Source organism: Pseudomonas sp. PDM03, from assembly GCF_014852385.1.
GTDB classification, from domain to species: domain Bacteria; phylum Pseudomonadota; class Gammaproteobacteria; order Pseudomonadales; family Pseudomonadaceae; genus Aquipseudomonas; species Aquipseudomonas migulae.
The window spans coordinates 82,188-100,132 of the sequence record NZ_JACVBM010000011.1 but is presented as its reverse complement, the minus strand read 5'-3'; the positions used below and the strand labels follow the sequence as shown (position 1 = coordinate 100,132).

General features: G+C 59.8%; 10 protein-coding genes. 5 read left to right on the top strand and 5 right to left on the bottom strand.

Annotated features, from left to right (window positions below; translation table 11 throughout):
• The first annotated feature begins 3 nt into the window (after positions 1–3).
• The 3 genes from IB254_RS16735 (at position 4) to IB254_RS16725 (ending at position 2,192) form a co-directional block, all read left to right on the top strand.
• Entirely contained in the window at positions 4–420 is a 417-nt protein-coding gene (locus IB254_RS16735) for a hypothetical protein (RefSeq protein ID WP_192418126.1), read from the top strand.
• A gap of 494 nt (positions 421–914) precedes the next feature.
• Positions 915–1,238, top strand: a complete 324-nt coding sequence (locus IB254_RS16730) for a hypothetical protein (protein ID WP_192418125.1) — start codon at positions 915–917, stop codon at positions 1,236–1,238.
• Positions 1,239–1,355: 117 nt separating this feature from the next.
• On the top strand, positions 1,356–2,192 hold the full coding sequence (locus IB254_RS16725) for a 23S rRNA (adenine(2030)-N(6))-methyltransferase RlmJ (protein ID WP_008025084.1): 837 nt from the start codon (positions 1,356–1,358) through the stop codon (positions 2,190–2,192).
• 620 nt (positions 2,193–2,812) lie between these two features.
• On the opposite strand, the gene msrA is transcribed toward IB254_RS16725, so the two are convergent.
• From msrA to aceE, 5 genes are all read right to left on the bottom strand, one after another.
• Positions 2,813–3,460, bottom strand: a complete 648-nt coding sequence (gene msrA / locus IB254_RS16720; RefSeq protein ID WP_008025083.1) for a peptide-methionine (S)-S-oxide reductase MsrA — start codon at positions 3,458–3,460, stop codon at positions 2,813–2,815.
• A gap of 202 nt (positions 3,461–3,662) precedes the next feature.
• Entirely contained in the window at positions 3,663–6,356 is a 2,694-nt protein-coding gene (locus IB254_RS16715) for a putative bifunctional diguanylate cyclase/phosphodiesterase (RefSeq protein WP_192418124.1), read from the bottom strand.
• Between the two features lie 660 nt (positions 6,357–7,016).
• Positions 7,017–8,411, bottom strand: a complete 1,395-nt coding sequence (locus tag IB254_RS16710; protein WP_192418123.1) for an alkaline phosphatase D family protein — start codon at positions 8,409–8,411, stop codon at positions 7,017–7,019.
• 271 nt (positions 8,412–8,682) lie between these two features.
• Positions 8,683–10,647, bottom strand: coding sequence for a dihydrolipoyllysine-residue acetyltransferase (gene aceF, locus IB254_RS16705; protein WP_192418122.1), 1,965 nt, complete (start codon positions 10,645–10,647; stop codon positions 8,683–8,685).
• An 11-nt stretch (positions 10,648–10,658) separates the two neighbouring features.
• Positions 10,659–13,304 (bottom strand): pyruvate dehydrogenase (acetyl-transferring), homodimeric type, encoded by a 2,646-nt coding sequence (gene aceE / locus IB254_RS16700; RefSeq protein ID WP_008027850.1) that lies wholly within the window; start codon positions 13,302–13,304, stop codon positions 10,659–10,661.
• A 384-nt stretch (positions 13,305–13,688) separates the two neighbouring features.
• Between aceE and glnE the strand changes: the two genes are divergently transcribed.
• Together glnE and waaF are read left to right on the top strand one after the other, a co-directional pair.
• Positions 13,689–16,628 (top strand): bifunctional [glutamate--ammonia ligase]-adenylyl-L-tyrosine phosphorylase/[glutamate--ammonia-ligase] adenylyltransferase, encoded by a 2,940-nt coding sequence (gene glnE / locus IB254_RS16695; RefSeq protein ID WP_192418121.1) that lies wholly within the window; start codon positions 13,689–13,691, stop codon positions 16,626–16,628.
• Positions 16,629–16,910: 282 nt separating this feature from the next.
• Positions 16,911–17,945: a lipopolysaccharide heptosyltransferase II gene (gene waaF, locus IB254_RS16690; RefSeq protein ID WP_192418120.1), complete on the top strand. Its 1,035-nt coding sequence runs from the start codon at positions 16,911–16,913 to the stop codon at positions 17,943–17,945.

Below are 17,945 nucleotides of genomic sequence, written 5' to 3'. Positions count from 1 at the left end.
AAAATGTTAACGCATCCGTATGTAGATACCCCATATGAGCCTCAGCTTTCCTATATTCTTGCCGGAATATCGATCTATGACAGAGAAGAAACGCTTGGCGAAGTTTTGTGGACTTACAATCCTAATAAGCAGGAAGACAGAGAGGAGATAATAAGAAAATTCATAATTTCAGATTTTGACTATTTAACCTATCGTCACAGGTTCTTAATTTTTAAGATGCTTGACGAAATTTTGCATCAGCCAGATTTTGATTTTTCTACACAGTTCGAAAGCGACTATGACGAGTATCATGCTCTCGCTTGGGATGAAACAGAAATAGATGATCCTCGGGGCTTTTTTGAAGACATATATAGATTGGCAAGCGAAGAGTGGAAGGACGACCTTCATAAGGCCAGCCTTGAAGATCAATCAACGTGGTAAAGCTTGTTATCTCTGAGTCCGACAAATTTTATGACCGCTTCGCAGTCAATTCGCGGGCAAGCCTCGCTCCTACAGGATTGGGGTTGTTCCCATTTTTGGCGGTGTGCCTCAATTCTGTAGGAGCGAGGCTTGCCCGCGAAGGCGGTCTTACAGGCTGCGAAATTTCTGGGCAAGGTTGTCGGAAGTTTCCTTCAAGTTGTAGCGGTTTCCATGAACTGGTGCGCAGTGAGTTCCATCGATAGTCTTTGGCTGTCGCTGCAAATGCAGTGGCAGGGTGTAGGAACCCTTTGGTATTCACCGTGCATCAGCGCTGTCGGTTGATTGCGGCACTTTATTCGTGTCCGTAAGATCGTTCGCGGCGGCTGTGCGCGGGACACGCTTCGGTGTGGCTGAGTTGGTGGATCCTCAGTTTCCTACTCCCGCGTACGGCTGCCACCCAAGCCCGTAGGAAAGGCCGTTGGTAGCTTGAACTTATCCGCCGAGGTCTCTAGTAAATGAAAAATCTTCATCCCGACCCACCCTACGAAAAACCAGCCCCACCACCCGAAAACCGCTTCATGGCGCTCACCAGCAACTGCGACGACATGCCCACGCTGTTCGTCGATACCCGCGCACCGCTCGATGTCTTGTACGACGCCGCCAGCTATCGAATCCGCGCTGTCACCCAGGTGCTCGAAAACCTGTCGATGCGCGGCTCTATCGAGTGCCAGTCCTTCATCCTCAGTGACTTTGCCCTGCTCTGCGCCATTCCGTTGCGCGATGGGTGTGATGTGCTGGACGTGTTGGGGCGGCGGTTGAAGGCTCGGCCTTCCGCGTAACGCCGCTGAATGATCGTTTCCATGCGTTGCGTGGGAACGATCACTGCCCGCTCAGTCGCGAAGCCCTGACGTTCGCCTCGGTACAAGGTAAACTTCCCGGCCTTCGCAGGAGCAATCATGAATTATCGTCACGCCTTCCATGCCGGCAATCACGCCGATGTGTTCAAACACCTGACCTTGACCCGCCTCATCGCCCTGATGTCGCGCAAGGAGCAGCCGTTTGCCTATCTCGACACTCACGCCGGCATTGGTCTGTATGACCTGCAAGGCGATCAGGCGAGCCGTACCGGTGAGTACCTGGAAGGCATCGCGCGGTTGTGGGATCAGCCGGATCTGCCGGAACTGACCGCCGATTACATGAAGGTGCTGCACGACATGAACCCGGATGGCCAATTGCGCTATTACCCGGGGTCGCCGGAGTTGGCGCGCCGTCTGACGCGGCCGCAGGATCGGGTGATGCTCAACGAGAAGCACCCCGAAGACGGTGTGTTGCTCAAGGACAACATGGCCGGTGACCGTCGGGTGAAGGTGCACTTGGGCGAAGGCTGGCATGTGCCGCGTGCAATGTTGCCGGTGCAGGAGAAGCGGGCGGTGATGTTGATTGATCCGCCGTTTGAACAGCTCGATGAGATGCAGCGTTGTGCGGCGTCGCTGAAAGAAGCGATTGGCCGGATGCGCCAAACCGTGGCAGCGATCTGGTACCCGGTGAAGGACCAGCGCATGTTGCGTCGTTTTTATCAGGATCTGGCCGGCACGGGCGCGCCGAAGTTGTTGCGGGTGGAGTTGCTGGTGCATCCGCTGGACACGCCGAACAGTCTGAACGGTTCCGGGTTGGCGATCGCGAACCCGCCGTGGGGGCTGGAAGAGGAACTGCGTGAGCTGCTGCCGTGGTTGTCCAAGAAGTTGGGACAAACCCAGGGTGGGTGGCAGATGGATTGGTTGATCGCCGAATAACCACGGCAACCCCAAACCCTGTAGGAGCCGGCTTGCCGGCGATGGCGGCCGGGAGGTCAACGCTGGATTTTCCGCCGCCATCGCCAGCAAGCCGGCTCCTACAATTGGATCTGTGTCAGATCGGATTCGGTGGGTAACACCAATCAGTTGAGCGCCGAGCGCAATATCGTGACTGACACACAACCTGTAGGAGCCGGCTTGCCGGCGATGGCGGCCGGGAGATCGTCGCTGGATTTTCCGCCGTCATCGCCAGCAAGCCGGCTCCTACAATTGGATCTGCGTCAGAACAGATTGAGCGGGTAACGCCAATCAGTCCGTGTGCCGAGCGCAATCTTGTGACTGACACACAACCTGTAGGAGCCGGCTTGCTGGCGATGGCGGCCGGGAGATCGTCGCTGGATTTCCCGCCGCCATCGCCAGCAAGCTGGCTCCTACATTTTGATCTGCGTCAGAACAGATTGAGCGGGTAACGCCAATCAGTCCGTGTGCCGAGCGCTATCTTGTGACTAACAAATAACCTGTAGGAGCCGGCTTGCTGGCGATGGCGGCCGGGAGATCTTCGCTGGATTTCCCGCTGCCATCGCCAGCAAGCCGGCTCCTACATTTTGATCTGCGTTGGGTCAGATTGGGCAGGTGACGCCGGTGCCGCCAATTCCGCAGTAGCCTTCAGGGTTTTTCGCCAGGTATTGCTGGTGATAGGCCTCGGCGAAGTAGAACGTCGGCGCTTCTTCGATTTCGGTAGTGATGGTGCCTTTACCCGCCTTGGTCAGTTCGGCCTGGAACACTTTCTCGCTGTTCTTGGCCGCTTCCAGTTGCGTCGGGTTGGTGGCGTAGACCACCGAGCGGTACTGAGTGCCGATGTCGTTGCCCTGGCGCATACCCTGAGTCGGGTTGTGCAGTTCCCAGAACATTTTCAGCAGTTCTTCATAGCTGACTTTCGCCGGCTCGTAGACCACCAGTACCACTTCGCTGTGGCCTGTCAGGCCCGAGCAGACTTCTTCATACGTCGGGTTCGGCGTGAAGCCACCGGCGTAACCCACCGCGGTACTCACCACACCTTCGCGCTGCCAGAACTTGCGCTCCGCACCCCAGAAGCAACCCAGGCCGAAGATCGCAAAATCCACGTCCATGGCGAACGGGCCCAGCAGCGGGGCGTCGTGGACGAAGTGTTTTTCCGGCACGGTCATCGGGGTTTCGCGGCCAGGCAGAGCTTGTTCTTTAGTCGGGAGCACGTTTTTGTTCACCAGAATTTCCGAGCGCAGAACCATGATCAGTCCTCTCAGTCAGGTTGAAATGTAGATAGTCAGACCGCCAGTTTGCCCAATGCTGCCTGGTTACGCACTACCCAATGTGGGAGCGGGCTTGCTCCGGGCGGCGTTCCGACGAATGCGGTGTGTCAGATGACACTGTTGGTGACTGATACACCGCTATCGCGAGCAGGCTCACTCCCACAGGGATTGCGGTGTGCTGTCAGGCGAGTGGGCCGCGTGGGTAGCGCTTGAGCTTTTCGATCAGCTCGGAGCCCGGAATCGGTCGGTCGAACAGGTAGCCCTGGCCGACGTCGCAGCGGTGGCGGCGCAGGAAAGCCAGCTGTTCGGCCGTCTCGATGCCTTCAGCCACGACCTTGAGTTTCAGGTTGTGGGCCATGGCGATCACCGCGGAGGTGATTTCCATGTCGTCCTGGTTGTCCGGGATTTCGTGAATGAAGCTTCGATCAATCTTAATGATGTCGATGGGGAATTTTTTCAAGTAACTAAGCGACGAGTAACCGGTGCCGAAGTCGTCCATGGCCAGGGTCAGGCCCAGGCGCTTGAGCTGGTCGAGCTGCAAGTGGGTGTCTTCGGTGGCTTCCAGCAGCAGGCCTTCGGTCAGTTCCAGCTCCAGCAGGCTCGGCGGCAGCGCTTCTTCCTTGAGGATGTTGGCAATCGACGACACCAGGTCCGGGTCGGAGAACTGCTTGGGCGACAGGTTGATCGCCACTTGCAGATTGCCCAGGCCGGCGGCCGTCAGGTCTTTGCTCATGCGGCAGGCCTGGCGGGCGATCCATTTGCCGATCGGGATGATCAACCCGGTTTCTTCGGCGACGCTGATGAACTGGTCCGGGCGGATCATGCCTTTTTCCGGATGGTTCCAGCGCAGCAACGCTTCCATGCCCAGCAGGCGACCGCTGCGCAGGCACAGTTTCGGCTGGTAGAACACGTCCAGCTCGTTCTGCGTCAGGGCGCGGCGCAGGTTGTTCTCGACGAACAGTTTGTAACTGGCCTCGGCGTTCAGCGCTTCGGTGAACACCTGAACCTGATGCTTGCCGTTGGCTTTGGCCTTGTGCAGCGCGAGTCCGGCGTTACGCATCAGGGTTTGCGGATCGCGGCCGTGCAGCGGCGCGCAGGCGAGGCCCACGGAGCCGGTGACGCTGATCAGCTGGTTGTCGACGAACATCGGTTTGTCGAGGGTCGCCAGCAGTTGGTTGGCGACTTGCTGGCCCATCGCGAGGTCGGTGTTGTCCAGCAGCACGGCGAATTCGTTACTGGCGAAGCGCGCCAGGCTGCCGCTCGGGATCAGGCTGTTGCGCAGGCGTCGGGCCAGGCTGATCAGCAGTTTGTCGCCGGTCTGGTGGCCGAGGCTGTCGTTGATCCGCTTGAAGTTGTCGATGTCCACCAATAGCAGGCTGATCGGGGTATCGCTGTCTCGGGCGAAGCGCTCATCGAGATTACGGATGAACGCCGGGCGGTTACCGAGGTTGGTCAGGTTATCGGTGTAGGCCAGGCGCTCGATGCGCTGCTGGGCGAGTTTGGTCTGGGTGATGTCTTCGTAGATGCCGATGTAGTGCGTCAGCTCGCGGTTGTCGCCGTACACCTTGGAAATCGACAACTGGCCCCAGTAGGGTTCGAGGTTTTTGCGGCGGCTCTTGAATTCACCCTGCCAACTGTTGCTCTTGGCCAGCGCCGAGGGCGCGTCGAACAGCAGTTCGCTGAGGTTTTCCAGGGCCGGCAGTTCCGACAGCCGCTGGCCGTGGACTTCTTCGGTGGAGTACTGGGTGATCGCGGTGAAACTCGGGTTGACGTATTCCACCACGCCGTCGCAATTGACCAGCAAAAAGGCGTTGGCACTTTGCTCGACCGCACGCTGGAACAGGTGCAGGGCGCTGGTGGCGGTGCGACGGTTGTGGTTGTTGATGACCTGGGCGAACTGGTCGGCCAGCTCGCCGGCGAAGGCGATTTCATCGGACTGCCAGGCGCGGGTCGCACCGGTCTGCTCCAGACAGAGCACGCCGACCACTTGGCCATCGACACGAATGCTGGCGTCGAGCATCGCGTTCACATCACGCGGGCGCAGGCTTTCGGCCATTTCCCGGGTGCGCGGATCGCGAATCGCATTGTGGGCATCGATTGCACGGCTGCCGTGCAGCGCGTCCATGTAATCGGGGAAGCCGCTGATGTCGATTGGCGCCGGCAGGGCGTATTCCTGGGTGACGCGGTGATACGCCGAGATCGGCACCAACATCGAACCTTCGAGGTTCCACAGGCTGGCGCAGTCGATTTCGTAGATGTCACAGGCGCTGCGGGTGATCAGTTCGGCGGCTTCTTGCAGGGAATTGCCGGTGCTGTAGCGCTGGCGGGTCAGCAGCAGGATCAAGTCTTGCTGGGCGCGCACGCGGTCCAGGTGCAGGAGCTGTTCCTGTTGGGCGCGCTGATTGAGCTCCAGGGCGATCTGCAAGCGCGAGTTCTGGGTTTCGAGGTCCAGCGCCGGCAGCAACGGATCGCCTTCGAACATGCCATCGACCACCAGCAGGTAGCCGCGCAGCAGGTGTCGATTGTGTTGTTTGTAGGCTTCGCCCAGTTCCAGCAGGCTCAAGGTGCCTGCGGCGGTGTGCAAGGTGTAGCGGATCAGATAATGCGGGTTTTCGGTGAGTTGGTGCTGGACCGCGTCATGCAGCTGATAGCGCGCTTCGGGCTCCATCAGGCTGGCATAGGGCGAACCGACCAGCGCACAGAGTTCCACTGCCGGCAGGCCGAACTGTCGCTCGCAATTGGGATCGAGAAACAGCAGCGCCCAGCTGGGTTCATTCAGCCGTTCGAAACGCAGCATGCCGAGCCGCGAGGGCACCGGCAACTGCGTCACTACCTCGGCCACCATACGGCTGGCGGCATCGGGTTGGCTTTTCATGGAGGGAAACTCGCTTCGAATGTGCTGATCGCGCCGGGCTCTCGCCCTCTTTACTGTTGCCTGCGGCAAGGTTGCATCATTGCGACACCGACTGACAAGAGACATGAAGGCCAAGTGCTATAAGAATATGTCGGCCGGCGTGAACTTTTCTTCAGTAATGGCTGAAAACTAACGTATTTCGCTGGAAAAAGGGTTGCGGCTGATCGCCAGCAGGCTGGCTCCTACAGGGGAGGTGGGGGGATTTTCGATCTGCGGGGCGACACCGGACCTGTAGGAGCCTGGCTTGCCAGCGAAGGCGGCCTGAAGGGCGGCGCAGAGTTTGAGGCCGCTATCGCCAGCAAGCTGGCTCCTACAGGGGAGGTGGGGTAATTCTCGATCTGCGGTGCGACACCGGACCTGTGGGAGCCTGGCTTGCCAGCGATGGCGGCCTGAAGGGCGGCGCAAAATTTTAGGCCGCTATCGCCAGCAAGCCGGCTCCTACAGGGGAGGTGGGTAATTCTCGATCTGCGGAGCGACACAGGACCTGTAGGAGCCTGGCTTGCCAGCGATGGCGGCCTGGAGGGCGGCGCAAAATTTGAGGCCGCTATCGCCAGCAAGCTGGCTCCTACAGGGGGTCGCGTAATTTCTGTAGGAGCCGGCTTGCTGGCGATGTTTTCGGCATCACCGCAACGTAATGCTCGTCGACTGTAAAAGTTTGCCGTCGCGGTCGTGATAACTGACGCGGATCTGTTCCGGCTCAACGATCAGGTGCGCGAAATTGTCCTGGCTGATGACCTGGCTGGTCAGTTCATGCCGATAATCACCGGCGGCAGTCCGCACCAATGGCTGATCAAGGATGAAGGTGGAGGCTTTGGCGTAGGGCAGCAATTTGCTGTTGCACAGCGGCGAGGAGACGATGGTGTGCACCTCGAAGTCCGGGTCTTCGCTGTGGGTCAATCGACTGGTCAGGGAGCCGTGCACATCACCGGACACGAAGAACACGTTCTTGATGCGGTGTGTACGAATAGTCTCCAGCAGCCGTAGTCGTTGCTCCGGAAAGGCTTTCCAGGCGTCATCGCCCAGGCGTTTTCGGTCGGGGTAGAACATTACGCTGGTGACCACGAATTTGACCCGGGCCGGGCTGTGGATCAGCCATTCGCACAGGGCCTGCTCCTGCTCTTCGTCGAGAATGCGCCGGTCGCCGGCCGACAGGTTGCGTCGAGTCCGGCTGTCGGTGACAAACCATTCGATATCCCCGTTGGTGAATTGATACCAATAGCGTTTCAGGGGGGGACGGATGTTTCCATCTTCAAGCAACTCATGGGCCGGGCTATGGCTGGCTTGATACAACTCATAAGCGGCGATGGCATTGTTATAGAGAAGGTCATCGTTTTTGTTTTTGTTGGCGGGCCAGTTGTCTTCGATTTCATGGTCGTCAAGGATCATGTAAGTCGGCGTACCGGACATCAACTTTGAAATGTGCGGCTGGGAAAAAGCCATGCGGTACTTGCTGAGTATTTCCTTGTATTCCCGATCAGGTGCGATGATGTTCAAGTCATCGATATAGACTTGGTCGCCAGTCATCAACAGGGCGCTGATGGGCGTTTCGGCGCGCTGCGCCAGGTTCGTGATGGAGGCAAAGATCCGGTCGCCCAGGTGCGGGAACGAAGGTGCGCCGACCGTCATCCGCAGGTAACGGCATGACCCGACGATGTAAGCCCGTGGCGCTGCGGGATTGCTCGACTGAGTGCTGAAACGGTAGACATGCCTGGGCCATTGCAGCGGCAGTTCCTGAACCGTCTCTACGGTGTGCACGGGGCTCATGGGGCTGAACCAGCCTGCCTGGTATTCGTACTCGGTATCGGTGGCGAGATCGTTGAGGGCAAAGACGTCGCACATGTCTCGCGTGCTTGTCAGTTGTTTGAATATTGCTTTGGACCACGGTGTATCACCGCTGCGTCGATAACGAATTCCACCAAACACCAAAGTGTCTTTTTGTAACTCGCCACGTAAAAAGATGCGGGCATGTTGAGTTGTAGTGTGGCCAATAATCGGGCCGACTGTAGGTTTAAACATATTCGAATCCATTCGAGGGGGTATTAACTAAATAAGTAAGCCGACTAAATCTTTAGTTAGTCATTTGTATAACCAAGCCTAGTGGGAGGCCGGCAAAAAATATCGTGCCGAAGTGGATTCGAGTTGTGGGCTAACTCAACCACGAACGTAGGAAAGTGACTTTCTTCAAGTCAAAAAAAGCCCCGCCAAATTGGCGGGGTTGAGGTACGAGCGTGGCGCTCGGAAAACGTGAAACGCGAACGGCCCTCCGGTGAAGGAGGGCCGGCCGGTGTTACAGCAAGATGGTGCGGATGTCCGCCAGCAGGCTGCTCAGACGCTGGGTGAAGCGTGCAGCAGCGGCGCCGTTGATCACACGGTGATCGTAGGACAGCGACAGCGGCAGCATCAGTTTCGGCTGGAAGGCTTTGCCGTCCCAGACTGGCTGGATGGTTGCCTTGGAAACACCGAGGATCGCCACTTCCGGCGCGTTGACGATCGGCGTGAAGCCGGTGCCGCCAATGTGGCCGAGGCTGGAAATGGTGAAGCAGGCGCCTTGCATGTCGTCAGCGGTGAGCTTCTTGTCGCGGGCTTTGGCAGCCAGCGCAGCGGCTTCGGCTGCCAGTTGCAACAGGCTCTTCTGGTCGACGTTCTTGATGACCGGTACCAGCAGGCCTTCAGGAGTGTCGACGGCGAAGCCGATGTTTACGTACTTCTTGCGGATGATCGCCTTGCCGCTTGGTGCCAGCGAACTGTTGAAGTCCGGCAGTTCCTTGAGCATGTGCGCGCAGGATTTGAGCAGCAGCGGCAGGATGGTCAGCTTGACGCCGGCCTTCTCTGCAACGGCTTTCTGAGCGATACGGAACGCTTCCAGCTCGGTGATATCAGCCGAATCGAACTGAGTCACGTGCGGGATGTTCAACCAGCTGCGGTGCAGGCTCGACGCGCCGATCTGCATCAGGCGAGTCATCGGCACTTCTTCGGTTTCACCGAAGCGGCTGAAGTCCACGACCGGAATCGGCGGGATGCCCGCGCCGCCGGTTGCGCCGGCAGCTGCGGCCGGTGCTTCCTTGGCCTTCTGCATCATGGCTTTGACGTAAACCTGCACGTCTTCTTTCAGCACACGACCGTGCGGGCCGCTTGGGCTGACCGCGCTCAGCTCGACGCCGAATTCGCGGGCCAGTTGGCGTACCGCAGGACCTGCGTGAACCTTGGCGCCCGACTTGGCCGGAGCCGCCGCAGGTGCTGGAGCAGCAGGAGCAGCGGCGGCTGGCGCAGGAGCGCTCGGTGCCGCAGCGGCTGGAGCCGACGCCGCAGCCGGGGCAGCAGCAGGCGCAGCGCCTTTGACTTTCAGCTTCAGGATCAGGTCGCCGGTACCGACTTCGTCATCCAGCTTGATGGAAATGCTTTCCACCACGCCAGCGGCAGGCGATGGGATTTCCATGCTCGCCTTGTCGGATTCCAGGGTGATCAGCGACTGGTCGGCGGCGACGGTGTCACCGGCCTTGACCAATACTTCGATGATCTTGGCCTTGCCCGCCGAGCCGATGTCCGGGACGTGAATGTCCTGAACGCTGTCGGCAACCGGTGCGGCCGGGGCGGCAGCGGCTGGCGCAGGTGCCGCGGCAGGAGCAGCCGCCTGAGCTGGTGCGGCAGCAGCAGGAGCCGCAGCACCTGCCACTTCCAGGTCCAGAATCAGGTCGCCGGTGCCGACTTCGTCGTTGAGCTTGACGCTGATGGCTTTGATCACGCCAGCGGCAGGCGATGGAATTTCCATGCTCGCCTTGTCGGATTCCAGGGTGATCAGCGACTGATCAGCCTCGACGGTGTCGCCGACCTTGACCTGGATCTCGATGATCTGGGCCTTGCCTGCCGAACCGATGTCCGGCACGTGCACTTGCTGAACCGAAGCGGCAGCTGGCGCAGCAGCAGGAGCGGCCGGCGCTGGAGCAGCGGCCGGTTTCTCTGCGGCTTTGGCTGCAGGCGCGGCAGCCGCAGGGGACGATGCAGAGGCTGGGGCAGCGGCACCTTCGACTTCCAGCTCCAGCAGTTCGTCGCCTTCTTTCAGGCGGTCGCCCAGCTTCACTTTCAGGCTCTTGATGATACCGGCCTTCGGCGCAGGCACTTCCATGCTCGCCTTGTCCGACTCAAGTGTCAGGATGCTCTGGTCGGCTTCGATACGGTCGCCGACCTTCACAAACAGTTCAATTACTTCACCTTCACCGCTGCCGATGTCAGGTACGCGAATGAGTTCGCTCACAGAATCTCTCCTCAGCAGTCCAGTGGGTTGCGTTTTTCCGGGTTGATACCGAACTTGGCGATGGCTTCAGCCACCACTTTAGGTTCGATGTCACCACGGTCAGCCAGTGCTTCCAGGGCTGCCAACACCACGAAATGACGATCGACTTCGAAGAAGTGACGCAGCTTCTTGCGGCTGTCACTGCGGCCGAAACCGTCGGTGCCCAGGACTTTGAATTCCTTGGACGGGACCCACTGACGAATTTGCTCAGCGAACAGCTTCATGTAGTCGGTAGACGCGATGACCGGACCTTGACGGCCATTCAGGCACTCTTCGACGTAGCTCAGTTTAGGCTTCTGGCCAGGGTGCAGACGGTTGGTGCGCTCGACGGCCAGGCCATCGCGACGCAGTTCGTTGAAGCTGGTAACGCTCCACACGTCGGCGCCAACGTTGAACTGCTCACGCAGGATCTTCGCCGCTTCACGGACTTCACGCAGGATGGTGCCGGAGCCCATCAGCTGAACGTGGTGCGCCGCTTCGCGGGTGTCTTCTTCGAGCAGGTACATGCCCTTGATGATGCCTTCCTCGACACCGGCCGGCATGGCTGGCTGCTGGTAGGACTCGTTCATCACGGTGATGTAGTAGAAAACGTCCTGCTGCTCTTCGGTCATCTTCTTCATGCCGTCCTGAATGATCACCGCCAGCTCGTAGCCGTAGGTTGGATCATAGGTGCGGCAGTTCGGGATGGTGGCAGCCAGGATGTGGCTGTGACCGTCTTCGTGTTGCAGGCCTTCGCCGTTCAGCGTGGTCCGGCCGGCGGTGCCGCCGATCAGGAAGCCACGGGTGCGGCTGTCGCCGGCAGCCCAGGCCAGGTCGCCGATACGCTGGAAGCCGAACATCGAGTAGAAGATGTAGAACGGCAGCATTGGCTGGTTGTGGCTGGAGTACGAAGTACCGGCAGCGATGAAGGAGCTCATGGCGCCCGCTTCGTTGATGCCTTCTTCGAGGATCTGGCCCTTTTTGTCTTCCTTGTAGAACATCACCTGGTCTTTATCGACTGGCTCGTAGAGCTGGCCGACGGAGGAGTAGATGCCCAACTGACGGAACATGCCTTCCATACCGAAGGTACGGGCTTCGTCCGGGATGATCGGAACGATGCGCGGGCCGATTTCCTTGTCCTTGACCAGCTGCGCGAGGATCCGCACGAAGGCCATGGTGGTGGAAATTTCACGGTCGCCCGAGCCGTCGAGGATCGCCTTGAGCGTATCCAGCGATGGCGTCGGTACGCTGAAGCTCTGCGCGCGGCGCTGTGGCACGAAGCCGCCCAGTGCAGTGCGGCGCTCGCTCAGGTAGCGGGCTTCGGCGCTGTTTGGCTCTGGCTTGAAGAACGGCAGGTTTTCCAGCTCGTCGTCTTTGACCGGAATGTCGAAACGATCACGGAACAACTTCAGGCTGTCGACGTCGACTTTCTTGGTGTTGTGCGCAGTGTTTTTCGCTTCGCCGGCACCGGTGCCATAACCTTTGATGGTCTTGGCCAGGATGACGGTCGGTTGTTCTTTGTGGTTGACCGCTTCGTGGTACGCCGCGTAGACCTTGTACGGGTCGTGGCCGCCACGGTTGAGTTTCCAGATCTCGTCGTCGGACAGGTCTGCAACCATCGCCTTGAGTTCTGGCGTGTTGAAGAAGTGTTCACGCACGAACGCGCCGTCTTTGGCTTTGTAGTTCTGGTACTCGCCGTCGATGACTTCGTCCATGCGACGTTGCAGGATGCCGTCGACGTCTTTGGCCAGCAGTGGGTCCCAGAAACGGCCCCAGATGACTTTGGTTACGTTCCACTGAGCACCGCGGAACACGCCTTCGAGTTCCTGGATGATCTTGCCGTTGCCGCGAACCGGGCCGTCGAGGCGCTGCAGGTTGCAGTTGATGACGAAGATCAGGTTGTCGAGCTTCTCGCGGCCAGCCAGCGAGATCGCGCCCAGGGATTCCGGCTCGTCGCACTCGCCGTCGCCCAGGAAGCACCAGACTTTCTGCTTGCCTTCCGGGATGAAACCACGGGCTTCCAGGTACTTCATGAAGCGCGCCTGGTAGATCGCCTGGATTGGGCCCAGACCCATGGATACAGTCGGGAACTGCCAGAAATCAGGCATCAGCCAAGGGTGCGGGTAGGACGACAGGCCCTGACCGTCCACTTCCTGGCGGAAGTTGTTCATCTGGTCTTCGGTGATGCGGCCTTCCATGAACGCACGGGCGTAAACGCCTGGCGAGGTGTGGCCCTGGAAGTAGATCAGGTCGCCGCCGTGTTCGTCGGTCGGGGCCTGGAAGAAATAGTTGAAGCCGATGTCGTACAGGGTCGCGCTGGAAGCGAAGCTGGAGATGTGACCGCCCAGGTCAGAATCTTTCAGGTTCGTGCGCATCACCATGGCCATCGCGTTCCAGCGTACCAGCGAGCGAATGCGGCGTTCCATGAACAGGTCGCCAGGCATGCGTGCTTCGTGGGTAACGGGAATGGTGTTGCGGTATGGCGTGGTGATGGCGTAAGGCAATTGCGAACCGCTGCGGGTTGCGAGTTCGCCCATACGGGTCATCAGATAGTGAGCACGGTCTTCGCCTTCTTTGTCGAGAACCGATTCCAGGGCGTCCAGCCATTCCTGGGTTTCGACGGGATCGAGGTCTTGCATGGCTTGCTCCAGGGCGGAAAGGCTTCCAGAATCGGTTGCCTGAGTTTGCGACTGGCCTTGTGGGCAGACGATATAAATTCTTGGATTGCCGAGAGGTAGGATTCGGCGGCGTGTAGTTTTACTACAAATCTTCGGGCATTTCAGCTATTCGAATGTATATACGAGTAGTAAAACTACAGATGAGCGGCTTGTGGCCTCCGGCTACGTTGTGAGAATAATCGTTAAGGTTGGTCTTTTGCCAACCGAAAAAGGTGAAAGCTTGATGCTGCCTGCCAAAAATAAAGAAATTTCAGCTATTTCTAACCTTTGTTCGACAGTCGATCAGGTAGTGCAATTTGAAAATTCACTACATGCAGCCTCCTACACGCCGATCAAGGATAGACCATGAGCCTCCCTACGCTTGCTGAACTGCCCGGCATTCTCCTGCCGTTTGTCACCCGCGCCGAGCAGTCGTTCCGTGCGGCCGTCGAGGCTCTTGATGATGATCATGGCCTGTCCGCCTGGACGCCTGAGCGCTGGGCGCAATTCGCCCGCGTCACCGCCGCCAGCGACTTCGTGATTGAACAGAGCGTACGTGACCCTTTGATGTTGCTGGCGCTGGTGCAGTCCGGCGAGCTGGACCGTGGCTATGCTCCCGGCGAACTGTGCGCGCAGATTGCGGCAGCGGTGAACGCGGCTGAAACCGAAGACGAGCTCGGTCGCGCCCTGCGTCGCCAGCGCACCCGCCATCAAGTGCGGATCATCTGGCGCGACCTGACCCGTCAGGCCGATCTGGTCCAGACCTGCCGCGACCTCTCGGACATGGCCGATGCGAGCATCGATCAGGCCTATCAGTGGTTGTACTCGCGGCATTGCCAGCAGTTCGGCGTGCCCACCGGCCGGCGCAGCGGCGAGCCGCAGCAGATGGTCATCCTCGGCATGGGCAAGCTCGGCGCGGTCGAGCTGAACCTGTCGTCGGACATCGACCTGATCTTCGCCTACCCCGAGGGCGGCGAAACCGTCGGCGTGAAACGCTCGCTGGATAATCAGGAATTTTTCATCCGCCTCGGTCAGCGCGTGATCAAGGCGCTGGACCCGATGACCGTTGACGGCTTTGTGTTCCGCGTCGACATGCGCCTGCGCCCTTACGGTTCGTCGGGTGCGCTGGTGTTGAGCTTCAACGCGCTGGAGCAGTATTACCAGGATCAGGGCCGTGACTGGGAACGCTACGCGATGATCAAGTCGCGGGTGGTGGCCGGCGACCAGGTGGCCGGCGCGCAACTGCAAGACATGCTGCGCCCGTTCGTTTACCGGCGTTACCTGGACTTCTCCGCCATCGAAGCGCTGCGCACGATGAAGCAGCTGATTCAGCAGGAAGTCCGGCGCAAGGGCATGGCCGACAACATCAAGCTCGGCTCCGGCGGCATCCGCGAAGTCGAGTTTATCGCCCAGGCGTTCCAGCTGATCCACGGTGGCCGCGACCTGAGCCTGCAACAACGTCCTCTATTAAAAGTACTGAGCACGCTGGAAGGTCAGGGTTACCTGCCGCCGGCGGTGGTCAGCGAGCTGCGCGAAGGCTACGAATTCCTGCGTTACACCGAGCACGCGATCCAGGCGATTGCCGACCGCCAGACGCAGATGTTGCCGGACGGGGCGCAGGATCAGGCGCGCATTGCCTTTATGTTGGGCTTCGCCGATTGGGACGCCTTCCATGAGCAGCTGATGTATTGGCGCGGTCGCGTGGCCTGGCACTTTGGCCAGGTGATCGCCGACCCTGATGAAGAGGAAGGCACTGAAAGCGAAGTGGTGGTCGGCGGTGAATGGCTGCCATTGTGGGAGGAGGCGCAGGACGAAGAGGCCGCTTGCCGTCAGTTGGAGGAGGGCGGTTTCGCCGATGCCACCAAAGCGCTGAAAGCCTTGGCCAGCCTGCGCAGCAGCCCGCAATTGCGCGCGATGCAGCGTTTGGGCCGCGAACGCCTTGATGCGTTCATTCCGCGGTTGCTGGCCCAGGCGGTCGAGCACGCCAACCCGGATCTGGTGCTGGAGCGCGTGCTGCCACTGGTCGAAGCGGTGGCCCGACGCTCCGCGTACCTGGTGCTGCTGACTGAAAACCCCGGCGCGCTGCGACGTTTGCTGACCTTGTGCGCCGCGAGCCCGTGGATCGCTGAACAGATCACGCGCTTCCCGCTGCTGCTCGACGAATTGCTCAACGAAGGCCGGTTGTTCAAGCCGCCCTTGGCGCCGGAACTGGCCGCCGAGTTGCGCGAGCGCCTGACACGAATCCCCGAGGATGACCTCGAACAGCAAATGGAAGCCCTGCGCCATTTCAAACTGGCGCACCGTTTGCGCGTCGCCGCGTCGGAAATCGCCGGCAGCCTGCCGCTGATGAAAGTCAGCGATTACCTGACCTGGCTCGCTGAAGCGATCCTCGAACAAGTGCTGGCCCTGGCCTGGCGCCAGACCGTGGCCAAGTACGGCACGCCGCAGCGCACCGATGGCACCTTGTGCGATCCCGGCTTCATCATTGTCGGTTACGGGAAAGTCGGCGGTCTGGAACTCGGGCATGGTTCGGACCTGGACCTGGTGTTCATTCACGATGGCGATCCGCAGGCAGAAACCGACGGGCCGAAACCGATCGACGGTGCGCAATTTTTCACCCGGCTGGGGCAGCGGATCATTCACTTGCTCACCGCCCAGACCAACTCCGGTCAGCTGTATGAGGTGGACATGCGCCTGCGACCATCCGGTGCTTCGGGCTTGCTGGTGAGTTCGCTCGGGGCGTTTGCCCGTTATCAGGAAAACGAAGCCTGGACCTGGGAGCATCAGGCGCTGGTACGGGCGCGGGTGCTGGTGGGCAGTCAGGATGTCGGCCAGGCGTTCGAGAAGGTTCGCGCGGCGATATTGGGCAAAGTTCGGGATTTGCCGACCTTGCGTCAGGAGGTCAGCGAGATGCGCGCGAAGATGCGCGATAACCTTGGCAGCAAGAGCACCGCGGCCGGCACCGGGGCGAATGCCTTCGAAGCCACGGCGCCGTTCGATCTCAAGCAGGACGCAGGAGGTATCGTCGATATTGAATTTATGGTGCAATACGCGGCTCTGGCGTGGTCCGAAACACACCCGCCATTGCTGCGCTGGACCGACAATATCCGCATTCTGGAAGAGCTGGAACACGAAGGGCTGATGCCCGCCGAAGACGCCAGCCTGTTGCGCGAGGCCTATAAAGCCTACCGCTCCGCCGCGCACCGGCAGGCCTTGCAGAAGGACGCCGGGGTGATACCGGGCGACCAGTTCGCGGACGAGCGGCGGCAGGTATTGCGGATCTGGAAAGAGTTGGGACTAAGCTGAAACCGGACAGTGGCAGCACCGAATAACCCTGTAGGAGCAAGCTTGCTCGCGATGGCGGAGTGTCAGTCACCATCAATGTTGAATGTGATGGCCTCATCGCGAGCAAGCTTGCTCCTACAGTAGATCTGCGTTGTTTTGTAAATTGAGGCAGCTAAGCTGCACCGCACTGGATGTGCACCAATACCCAATGTGGGAGCAAACTCCCACAGTAGATCTGCAGTGTTTTGTAGAATTCTCGAGGCGGGGAGGCGTATGCCTCCCCGGTTCGTTTTTGGAAACCACATGAAAATTCTGATCGTTGGGCCCAGTTGGGTCGGTGACATGGTGATGGCGCAGACACTGTTTCAGTGTCTCAAGCAACGCCACCCGCAATGCGAAATCGACGTGCTGGCCCCCGAGTGGAGCCGGCCGATTCTTGAGCGCATGCCCGAAGTTCGCCAGGCCTTGAGCTTTCCGCTCGGCCACGGCGCACTGGAACTGGCGACGCGTCGGCGCATCGGCAAATCCCTGGCCGGTCAGTACGACCAGGCGATCCTGCTGCCCAATTCCCTGAAATCGGCGCTGGTGCCGTTCTTCGCCGGCATTCCGAAACGCACCGGCTGGCGTGGCGAGTTCCGCTACGGCTTGCTCAATGACGTGCGCACGCTGGACAAAGAACGTTACCCGCTGATGATCGAGCGCTTCATGGCGCTGGCGTACGAGTCCGGCCTTGAACTGCCGAAACCGTATCCGCGCCCGAGCTTGCAGATCGATCCGGTCACCCGCGAAGCGGCGCTGGCCAAATTCGGCCTGAGCCTCGACCGTCCGGTGTTGGCGCTATGCCCTGGTGCCGAGTTTGGCGAGTCCAAGCGCTGGCCGTCCGAGCATTACGCCCAGGTCGCCGAAGCGAAGATTCGCGAAGGCTGGCAAGTCTGGCTGTTCGGTTCGAAAAACGATCACGCCGTGGGCGAAGACATTCGCGCGCGGCTGATTCCCGGCCTGCGTGAAGAGTCGGTGAACCTCAGCGGCGGCACGTCCCTGGCCGAGGCTATCGACCTGATGTCCTGCGCGGACTCGGTGGTGTCCAACGATTCCGGCCTGATGCACGTCGCCGCGGCCCTCAATCGCCCGTTGGTGGCGGTGTACGGCTCGACGTCGCCGGGTTTCACGCCGCCGCTGGCCGAACATGTCGAGATCGTGCGCCTGGGCATCGAATGCAGCCCGTGCTTTGATCGCACGTGCCGCTTTGGTCATTACAACTGCCTGCGCCAGCTGATGCCGCAAGCAGTGAACGAAGCCTTGCAGCGGTTGCAGGGCACTGTGGTCGAGGTCAAATAG